At 68.0% G+C, this 9,237-nt stretch carries 8 protein-coding genes and 2 pseudogenes; 3 read left to right on the top strand and 7 right to left on the bottom strand.

The features are described from left to right. The 3 genes and pseudogenes from ACIP6U_RS46670 to ACIP6U_RS46660 all read right to left on the bottom strand — a co-directional run. The coding region (locus tag ACIP6U_RS46670) for a hypothetical protein (RefSeq protein WP_401729401.1) at window positions 1-182 on the bottom strand (182 nt) is incomplete at its 3' end. Window positions 183-441: 259 nt separating this feature from the next. Beyond that, window positions 442-658: pseudogene (locus tag ACIP6U_RS46665) on the bottom strand (TerB family tellurite resistance protein); the annotation flags it as partial. A 6-nt stretch (window positions 659-664) separates the two neighbouring features. After that, window positions 665-1,463, bottom strand: a protein-coding gene (locus ACIP6U_RS46660) for an IS5 family transposase (RefSeq protein WP_401729407.1) whose coding sequence is annotated in 2 segments (ribosomal slippage) — window positions 665-1,126 and window positions 1,128-1,463 — 798 coding nt in all. Because the reading frame shifts where the segments join, the coding sequence is not laid out codon by codon here. Window positions 1,464-1,686: 223 nt separating this feature from the next. Here ACIP6U_RS46660 and ACIP6U_RS46655 point away from each other — a divergent pair. The 3 genes from ACIP6U_RS46655 to ACIP6U_RS46645 all read left to right on the top strand — a co-directional run bounded on the left by ACIP6U_RS46655 (window position 1,687) and on the right by ACIP6U_RS46645 (window position 5,610). Next, the gene (locus tag ACIP6U_RS46655) at window positions 1,687-2,310 is read left to right on the top strand and encodes a nuclease-related domain-containing protein (RefSeq protein WP_401729400.1); all 624 of its coding nucleotides are present in this window, start codon (window positions 1,687-1,689) and stop codon (window positions 2,308-2,310) included. 211 nt (window positions 2,311-2,521) lie between these two features. Further along, window positions 2,522-5,038 carry a DnaB-like helicase C-terminal domain-containing protein gene (locus tag ACIP6U_RS46650; RefSeq protein ID WP_401729399.1) on the top strand — a complete coding sequence of 839 codons (2,517 nt, stop codon included), beginning with the start codon at window positions 2,522-2,524 and terminating at the stop codon, window positions 5,036-5,038. Continuing rightward, a complete protein-coding gene (locus ACIP6U_RS46645; protein ID WP_401729398.1) occupies window positions 5,038-5,610 on the top strand; it encodes a hypothetical protein in 573 nt (190 codons plus the stop codon). Before ACIP6U_RS46650 ends, ACIP6U_RS46645 begins: the two co-directional genes overlap by 1 nt. Before the next feature lie 285 nt (window positions 5,611-5,895). On the opposite strand, the gene ACIP6U_RS46640 is transcribed toward ACIP6U_RS46645, so the two are convergent. The 4 genes and pseudogenes from ACIP6U_RS46640 to ACIP6U_RS46625 form a co-directional block, all read right to left on the bottom strand. Continuing rightward, the gene (locus ACIP6U_RS46640; protein WP_401729396.1) at window positions 5,896-6,474 is read right to left on the bottom strand and encodes a dihydrofolate reductase family protein; all 579 of its coding nucleotides are present in this window, start codon (window positions 6,472-6,474) and stop codon (window positions 5,896-5,898) included. Window positions 6,475-6,537: 63 nt separating this feature from the next. Next, window positions 6,538-7,551 (bottom strand): ISAs1 family transposase, encoded by a 1,014-nt coding sequence (locus ACIP6U_RS46635; RefSeq protein ID WP_401729405.1) that lies wholly within the window; start codon window positions 7,549-7,551, stop codon window positions 6,538-6,540. A 28-nt stretch (window positions 7,552-7,579) separates the two neighbouring features. Then, window positions 7,580-7,888 (bottom strand): annotated as a pseudogene (locus tag ACIP6U_RS46630) (transposase family protein); the annotation flags it as partial. A 923-nt stretch (window positions 7,889-8,811) separates the two neighbouring features. Further along, the gene (locus tag ACIP6U_RS46625) at window positions 8,812-9,183 is read right to left on the bottom strand and encodes a peptidase inhibitor family I36 protein (protein ID WP_401729394.1); all 372 of its coding nucleotides are present in this window, start codon (window positions 9,181-9,183) and stop codon (window positions 8,812-8,814) included. Window positions 9,184-9,237: the final 54 nt, after the last annotated feature.

Genomic DNA, 9,237 nt, shown 5'->3' with positions numbered 1-9,237 from the left:
GTCGAGTCCGCGCTCGCCGGCAGGTAGTCGGTGACCTTGTCGTGCTGCACGTCGGCGAGCTTCGCCGCGAACGGCCCGACGAGCGCGATCACGGCGATCCACAGCCCGAGCACCGCCCATGGAACGGCTCGCCCGCGCCCCGGCCCCAGCCTCGTCGTAGCGGTTGTCTCTCCGGCCCTCATCGACCGATCTCCCTCCGGGTGACGTCTGCTTCGGTCCCCAGACTTCCGCTGAGAATCACGGCTTTCGTCGGGCGGGAGGGCGAGGTGACGCGTACTGCCGGGGGCGACGGCGGGTGCGGATTACTCCCGGGGGAGTAAGCGGCGGACGGCACGCCGCCCCGGAAGAGACTCGGGGAACCGCGCGACCAGCCCTCACCGACCCGCCGCAGAATCAGCCCCCCGCCGGGAGGGCGCGAGGGGCCCGGGCCCACCCGGGGGCTCACGATGGCGTCCGCGCCGCCGTGAGCAATCGCGTCACATCATCCGCACAGATCGTCAGCGCGGCGCCCACTGCAGCGAGGGTCTCCCGTTCGGCAGGCGTGTACGGCCCGTCGGCGAGAGCGATACGAGCGCCCTGGAGCCAGATGGGGCGCCAGCGGGTCCAGGGCCTCGTGGAGCTCTATGGCCAGCCCGGGCCCGCAGGGTTCGCCTAAGACGTCATCTCATTTGGTGAGTCTGCGGTAGCAGATGAGGGTGCAGGCGATGCTGGTGAAGGCCAGGAAGTGCTCGGCTTTGCGCTCGTAGCGGCGGTGTAGACGGCGACAGCCGGCGAGCCAGGACATGGTGCGTTCGATGGTCCACCTGTGGCGGCCCAGCCGCTTCGAGGACTCGATTCCCTTTCGGGCGATGCGGTGGGTGATCCCGCGCTGCCGTAACCATCGCCGCAGGTGGCCGTAGTCGTATCCCTTGTCGGCGTGGAGCTTGCCCGGCTTGCGCCGTCGTCGGCCGCGGCGAGAGCGGATCGGCGGTATGCCTTTCACCAGAGGAATCAGGGCCTGGCTGTCGTGCAGGTTCGCACCCGAGATCCCGACGGACAAGGGCAGACCGGTCCGCTCTGTGATCAAGTGGATCTTCGAGCCGTACTTGCCCCGGTCGACAGGATTCGGGCCCGTCAGGTCCCCCTTTCAGGGCCCGCATGTTCACCGAGTCGATCGCACAGCGCGACCAGTCGAGCTCGCCGCGGGAGCCGAGTTCGTCCAGGACCAGGCGATGGAGCTTGGCCCACACCCTGGCTTTCGTCCACTCAGCGAACCGTCGATGGGCCGTCGCACCCGACGGCCCGAACGACGCCGACGGCAACTGCTGCCACGTGCAGCCAGACGTGGCCACGAACACGATCGCGGCCAGCACCTCCCGGTCACCATGCCGACGACGGCCACCGCCCTGAGGCCGCACCGGCGCCTCCGGCACCACTCGCTGGAACAGCTCCCACAACTCATCCGGCACCAGCCGCTCAACGATCCCCACCACGACCGACAGCCTACCCAGGCAGCCAAATGAGACGACGTCTAAACAGTGGCCGTCGGGCTCCCCGGCGGCCACTTCTGCTTCGTAGGGTGGTCGGTATGGGCAGGGACGGGGTGCCCCGGCTGCTGTTGGTCGTAGTCGCGAATGAGGACGCCGGGCCGCGGTTGTGCCGGGGACGACAACAACTCGGAGCGGGGCAAGGCCTTTCACCCGGGACGTGGGCCATCTGTTCGAACGGTACGTAGGCCGCCAACTTGACCTCCTGACCGACGCCGCGGTGTACCCCGAGGTGGAGTACCAGCTGGCCAAGAAACAGAAGGGGAAGTCGGTCGACTGGATCGTGGTCTTCCCCGACCTGGTGCTCCTGGTCGAGGTCAAGTCGACCCGGCCCGGCGAGGCGCTGCGGCTGGGCGGGAAGGACTTCACCACGATCCTGGACGACCAGTTCCGTAAAGCCTTCCGCCAGGTCGACAACTCGGCGGTCCGCATCCGGTCCGGGGCGCATCCCGAGTTCGACCACATCCCGGGCGACCGGCAGATGGTCGGCATGGTGGTCACCGCGGAGCAGTTCCACCAGATCAACGCCCCTGACATCCGGGCCGGAATGCCCGCAACCACCGTGCCGGTGACGGTGACCTCCATCCAGGAACTCGAGGATGCGGTCACCATTACCGGCACCAGTCTGGCCGACGTCCTGCGGGCCAGCGCCAGCCACGACGGAGCGGCACTGCGGCCGCTCTTCCAGGGGCACAAGTTCCTGGATCACAACGCCGTGCTGGAGCAGGCCTGGTCGGCCATCCCGTTCGCTCGGCCCCGAGACCGGGATCGCTCGGCGAGGTGATCGAGGGTGAGCGGAGGCCGGGACCGGTGGCCCGGCCTCCGTCTCGTCGCGCGGTGTCTGTCGCCGCTCGTCGGCGGGCGCTTCACGCCAGTCAACTCCCGCCAGCAGATCTCGCAAGTGAGTGAATATCAGGTGCAAGAGTGTGATGCTCTCGAAGTTTCATAGTGGAATTTGGTATCATGGAGGTGAATTGTACATCCGGGGAGGGTGAGTGAGTCAGAGTCAGAATCCGTCGGCCGAGACCTCGGTGAACGCGACCGAGGCCCGGGCGGAGCTCTTCGCCCTGGTGAAGCGCGCCGAGGAGGACGGGGTCTCGACCCTGATCCACAAGCGGGATGATCGCGCCCTTCTGGTCCCGCTGGCCCAGTTTCCGGCGGCCCGGCAAGCCGGGGCGTTCCCGTCCCATGTGCTGAGCGCGGCGCAGAAGGATCTCGGTGATCTCATCACGCGTGCGGCCAACGGCCAGCCGCAGGTACTCCGGCGCAACACCACGCTCATCGCGGTGCTGATCTCCGCCGACGCCGACGTGAGTGCCCCCTTGTCCGACACAGCCGCGCACTCCGGCGCGGCGACCACAGGAGGTGCGGTGACCAGCCCAGGCAACCAGGACCGCGGCAGCACACCGCGCAGGCTCGCCACGCTCGGCGACGCCATGTCTGCACTCACCGGCGGCTCGGTCGGCGGCCCCGCGTTCGGGCTGCCCGGTCTAGACGCTGCGACGGGCGGTCTGCAGGCGGGCCGCCTGACGCTCGTGGCGGCCCCACCGAGCGTCGGCGGAAGCCTGCTGGGCCTTGCCGCCGCACGCACGACCGCGCTCGTCGACCGCCGCACCGTGCTGTATGCGGCGTCCGGGCCGAACCGTGACGACATCTTCCGCCGGATCATCTCCGCCGAGACCGGGGGTGACTACCCGCGCCTGAAGCAGGGCCGCCTCACCGAGTACGAGCAGCAGGTCGCCCGCCAGTTGGTCCAGGCGGGCGACGTGCTCCTCATCGATGACGGCGCCAACTTGCGGGCCGAGGACATCGCGGAGACCGCGCCGCACATGGAGGGCCTGGCCCTGGTGGTCGTGGACCGCCTCCAGGCCGCGCACAGCGCCCGGCTGCCACTGTCCGGAGACCGTCTCCCGGATGCCTCCCAGGTCCTGGCCGGCCTCGCCCGCGACCTGCATGTACCGGTACTGGCCGTCGTGGACAGCGACGACCCCACCCTCCTGGGACTCCTCGACGCCGACATCACGCTGACGCTCACGCCGACCGAGGACCCTGCCAAGGTCCATGTGACGGTCGCCGAGCGCGACTTCGGCACGATCGGCTCGGCGTACCTGAGTCCCGACCTGCTGCACGCCCGCTTCCTCGACGCCGGCAACGCCCTTACCGTCCCTACGCCCGGCAACCAACCCGCGCGTCCAGTGGGCAGCGCCGCGGAGCGGGAGTTGGCCGAAGCCGCGCTTCCCTACACCTCCGGCGCCCGGCAGGGACTGCCCGCCGCCGTCACCCATGTCCTGGCCGCGCTGCGCACCGCGCTCGCGAACGGTGACCAGGGCGCCCTCGACGAGCTTGCGCCGTCGCTCGCCGAGGTTGCTGCGGCGCCGCCCCAGCTGCCGGACACCGACGAGGGCCGTCGCCTCGCCGCCGCACTGAACGCCTACCACCCCGCCGTACCCGCCGTCACCGCCGACCAGTCCGCCGGGGGCAGCAGCCACGCCCCGGACGACGAAGACGACACAGACAGAGAGGTGGAACTTCAGCCGGGGGATGAGGAAGACGAGCCCGCAACAGCGGTCTTCCCCGCGTTGAAGATCCTCAAGGACGCGGTCGGCCGCTCCAAGATGCACCCGATCCCGGTCATCGGCATCGAGGCACGGGAGAGCGGTCCGTGGCCGCTGATCAGTGAGCACATGGACGGCGAGCCCCGCTGGGTCCATCCCGACGTCACCAGCACGCGCGTGCCGTTTATCCGGGAGAACGGGAAGCGGGTTAGGCGCGACCGGCTCGACGTGCCGGACGCCTTCGGTGCGGGGGTGATGTGCCTGATCGACCGCAACGGCTCCTACCCGTCCGCCTGTTCCGCCGTTCCCCTGGCCCCGAACAAGCTGCTGCACACCGGGCCCCTTGAGGCATTCGACAAGGCCAGTGCCGGTATCTACCTCATCGACATCCCCGAGTGGACGCGCGCCGACATGCCGCACCCCCTGGGGCGGATCATTGACCGGCCCGACGAGCAGGGCCGCGTCTGGGTGACCACCCCGCACATCAAGCTGCTCGCGAGGCTCGTGCGCGAGGACCACCTCGCTGTGATGCCGGCCATCCACGACTCGTGGACCGGGAAGGCCAACGAGTCGCTGTTCAAGCCGTTCTACGAGGCCACCCGGAGGGCGCGCACCGAACTCGTCCAGGCCGGCGGCGAGCCGTACAAGGCCTACAAGACCCGGCTGTCGATCGCGCTGCGTCTGCTGTGGCCCAAGCGGCAGGAACAGCGGTCCCCGTTCTGGCGGCCGGACTGGCGCATGAGCATGGTCGCCGAGGCGTCCGTGCGGCACTGGGTGGCGGCCTTCAAGGCGGTCCAGGACGGGCACACGCTCATCGCGCTGCGCAACGTCGACGCGGCCGTCTTCTGGACGCCGCCCGACACTCCGCCGGACACGTACCGGATCGGAACGGGCTTCGGCGAGGTCAAGGCCAAGTTCATCCAGCCGGGCGAGATGATCCCCGAGGGTGACGACTGATGGCCGGCCCTACCGGCCGCGGCGACTCCCTCGGCGCCGCCCTCAACGACCTCCTGCGCGCCCAGGTCACACCCCGCCACCGGCTGTCGACCTACAACGCCAAGCACTGGCACGCCCAGCTCTCCCAGCTCACCGGAACCCGACGCGGATACGAAGCCCTGGAAACCGCCGGTCTCGACGTCCGGCCCGACACCCTCTTCAAGTGGCTGTCGGATCCCGAGTACAACGTCCGCCGCGGCTACCGCGACCTCATCCACACCGCCTACGAGAACGTCGCGATCGTCCCCGCTGACCCGATCCCGGACCACATCAAACGGGGTCAGTACGAGATCAGCGGCGTCGTCAGGACCGGAAGCGACGAACGCACACGCGGCACCCGGGACGCCGCGCCGCTGCGGATCGACGGCACCCGGGGCAACTGGGACGCGATCGAGGAACTCTGGCTCGCCGGCGAGCTCGACGACGACGAGTTCGAGGACCATTTCGTCGACGACGTCATCGTGGAGGACATCGGGGAAGGCACCGACGGATGGGAGTTCCCCGGCGCCTCGTACTCGGTCGAAGTCAGGTAGTACCGCGCACGACCCAGGTGAAGGCCAGCGGCGGCTCGATACATCGTCACCAGCTGGCCAGAGACGTCACGGATCAGTGCTCGTTCATAGGATCACGGCATGCCTGATGCCTTCACCGTCCTGTGGACCCACAACACCTGCAGGGTTCTGCGTCCGGCCGGGCGTGTGGGCGAGCGGCCGCCTGTCAGGGCGCGTTCAAGTTCCTGATAGGTGAGGCATGTCGGCTCTCGGGAGAACTGCCGGGGCAGGTTCGGCTGCTGGACCTGGTGCAGTGCGTGGTTGCGTTCAGGTGTGCAGGGTGGGTCGGTAGATGAGCTCCTGAGTGTGGCCGTCGAACGTCCGGCTCTTGATCAGTTCGAGGTCGAAGTCGGCCGCGCCCTCGAAGATCGGGTCGGTCCCGGTCTGGCCGCTGATCACAGGGAAGATGGTCACCTGGACGCGGTCGACGAGCCCTGCGGCCATGAGCGCCCGGTTCAACGACAGGCTGCCGTGCGAGCGCAACGGCACCTCGGACTCCTTCTTGAGCCGGGCGACGACGTCAACGGCGTCTCCGGCCACGACGGTCGCGTCCGGCCAGGCGAAGGGTCCTGCGAGCGTCGTCGACACCACCGTTGTCGGCATGCTTCGCATCCGGGAGTTCACCGGGTCGAGGTCGGCCTCTGGGATCGGGCCCAGCAGCTCCACGAACTGCCGAAAGGTGTTGGTCCCGAGAACCATCCGCTGCTCCTGGCTGATCACGGCAAGGCGGTTGTCAAGGAAGTCAGGGCCCTGTTTTCCCCAGTAGCCGCCCCAGTTGCCGTCGGGACCGTAGGCGCCGTAGCCGTCGAGGGTGGAAAAGACGTCCCAGGTGTAGATCGCGGTCATGGCGCTCTCCTCGAGTGCGGTTGATGGCGTGTTGTGGATACAGACGAGGAGCCATGACGAAACTCATCGCACTTGGACTCCTGGATTCGGGTCATCTTCGATGCGGGTCGCCTTTAGGTCCCCGGTCGGGTGGGCTGCGAAGCTGCGTCTGCTCAGGGCTTGATCAAATTTCGTAGCTGCCGGGTTGTCGGTGATGCCCAGGATGGGGAGTGCCCGCCCGGGCTCGTCGCGGATCGCCCGGGTGGTCTTGGCGATGTTGTCGGCTCCGAGAGTTTTCAGCACGCCGATGGCGAGGTTGCGGAGGGTCGCCATGGCCCGTGGTGCGGTCCCGGCGTGGACGGTGGAGGCGTCCTCGGCGAAGGTGACGTCCCTGATGTGGTGCGAGGAGTTCTCCACTCCCCAGTGCCCGCGAATCGCGGCGGCCAGGTCGGCGGGCCCGGCTTGATGGGCGTCGAGGCTGGTGACGGCGCAGACACTCTCACGGGTCTCGCGCCGGCCGGTCTGCTTGCGGCGGCGATGGATGCGGATGGCGAGGCGGGCGTGGGGAAAGGCGATTCCGCCGAGTCCGTCGGCGATCCCGCAGGTCTTGATCGAGCGCGACTCGTGGCGTCCGTGTCCGGTCCCGGAGACGGTGTGCTGGACTGCGATGGACTGCCAGGGCAGAGCTGCGAGTTGGGTGTAGGCGGTGGGCTGGTTGGTCTTGATCACGGCGATGTAGTGGGCCTTCTTGGTCTCGACCAGCCAGGAGATGTTCGCCTTGACCGAGTGCAGGGCGTCGAAGGTGACGACGGTGCCGGTCAGGTCCAGGGGTTCCAGCAGCGGACGGAAGTGTGTGGTTTCGTTCGTCTTCGCGCCGATCTCCACCCGGGCGAGGGCCACGACGGTGCCGTGAGTGACCGCGGAGAGCAGATGCCGGCGCGTCGCGGTGAGACGGGCTGATCCCTTGAGTGCTTTGCCGTCGACAGCGATCGCCGGGGGGCCGCCCCGATGCGGAAGGCGACGGCGCCCAGGCGGGTTCGGTGGCGGCGCGGTGCCGGTCGGCGAGGTAGGCGCCGACCGCCCGGTCCAGGGCGTCACCGTCAACAGCCCCCAGCACACGGCCGATCGTGGTCGGTGACGGAGCGTGCCGCCATCTCAGCAAGTGGCGGCGGATCCCGATCACTGTCAGGAGTGCGTTCGGGGCACGCTGACCCCACTCGGCGAGTTCGTCGATGCTCCTCGCTCCCGAGACGACCGCGCAGGCACACACCAGCAGGACCGCTGTCAGCGAGTACCACCGGCCCCGCCGGGAGCGCGGGTCGGGCACCGAGTCGAAGTAGGGGCACAGGTCGGCGATCCGGCTGGTGTCCAGCGGACTCAGTTTCACCAGCACGGCAGGGATGGGAGAGGTTGCAGCAGGCACGGGCCACCTCATGATCATCTGGCTTAGACACCACAATGATCACGAAGCCCGTGCCTGCTCTGCTATGCGCCCCAACCGGTCACAACCCGACCAACCGCGCTGCCCCGGAACTTGCAACCGCCGCCCTGGCCTCCTGTCGCTTGATTGTGCGGCTGCCACTGGAGTCTTGCGCGCGGGCCGAACTGCAGTGAGCGGGGCCCTGACCGAACTCTCTGCGCAGTCGGTCAGTATTCGGACAGGAAAAGGCGTACATCGAGCCCGTTGTACCTCCAGCAGTAGGCCTGCTTGGCGATGCCCAACGCTATCTTGATATCGCCTGTGAATTGACACGACGTGCAGTTGTTCCATGACTCGCCGGCGGGGTAATAGCCTGCGGGGTACTTATTCCAGCTACAAGGAGTCATGTACGCCGGTGCGGCGCTGGACGACTCGGTGCCGATCGCAGACTGGGTTGCTGACGCCGGGGCGACTGCTACTGGCCTCAGACTCGTTGCGCTCGTGGTGGGGGCTGTCGGCGCGGCGGATGCCGAGGTCGCCAGACCGGCGCCGGCGAGTGCCAGTGACGTGAGAGCGACTGCAATGATCTTGCGTAGTGCCACGATTCTCCCTCTTATGGCAGGCTCTGGCGGCGCGTGCCGCTAGAGCCTGCCGGTGTGGTGAGTCCTGCTTGTTGCCTTCACGGCCGGGACTGCACCCCGCATACGGGCCTGGCATTACGTGTGAGCGCGCAAGTGTCTTTGGTCTGAGTGCAGTGCCGCGTACCGACGACGGAAATCGCATGATGAAAATGCCCAGCTGGGCGTGGATGGCGAGCTCCCGGCTCGCGCCATTCCCTGCCGCAGGGACAGCCGGTGCGGCGCTGTGCGTCGCTCGCCTCCCTGCTCCCCGTCACCGCCCGCGCCGCCCCGACACCGCAGCGAGGTCAAAGGTCAAGCTCAGAGGCTGCCCATCCACCGGCGCGGCTGGCCCAGATCCGTTTTTGACTCTCCGGGGCCCACCGGGATGCTGGTGCCTGTGCAGTTGGCGCCGGTCCACAGCCGCACGGTCACAAATGCCTGATTGATTACCGACAGGTAGCCAATCGGCATTCGCTTGCATTGCGTTGCGTCGGGCGGATGAGTGCTGTTGCCAAGCCCGTTGAAATAGGTGCCCGCCCACCCGCAAACATAGTTTGCGGAGCAGGTCACTTTCACACTGGTACTGTCCGCGTTCGCTGCACCCGCCGGTGATCCTGGAATGAGCGTAGCGGCGACAGCTGTAGCGGAAACCAGCACAGCACCGAATCCGGAATATTTCGATCTGCGCACTGCAAGATCCCCCTTGATGGCCGGCAGTCCTGCTTCCGTGAATAGACTGCATGC

This window comes from Streptomyces sp. NPDC088794 (assembly GCF_044750545.1).
In the GTDB taxonomy this organism is placed as follows: domain Bacteria; phylum Actinomycetota; class Actinomycetes; order Streptomycetales; family Streptomycetaceae; genus Streptomyces.
This window is presented reverse-complemented; position numbering and strand designations above follow the sequence as displayed.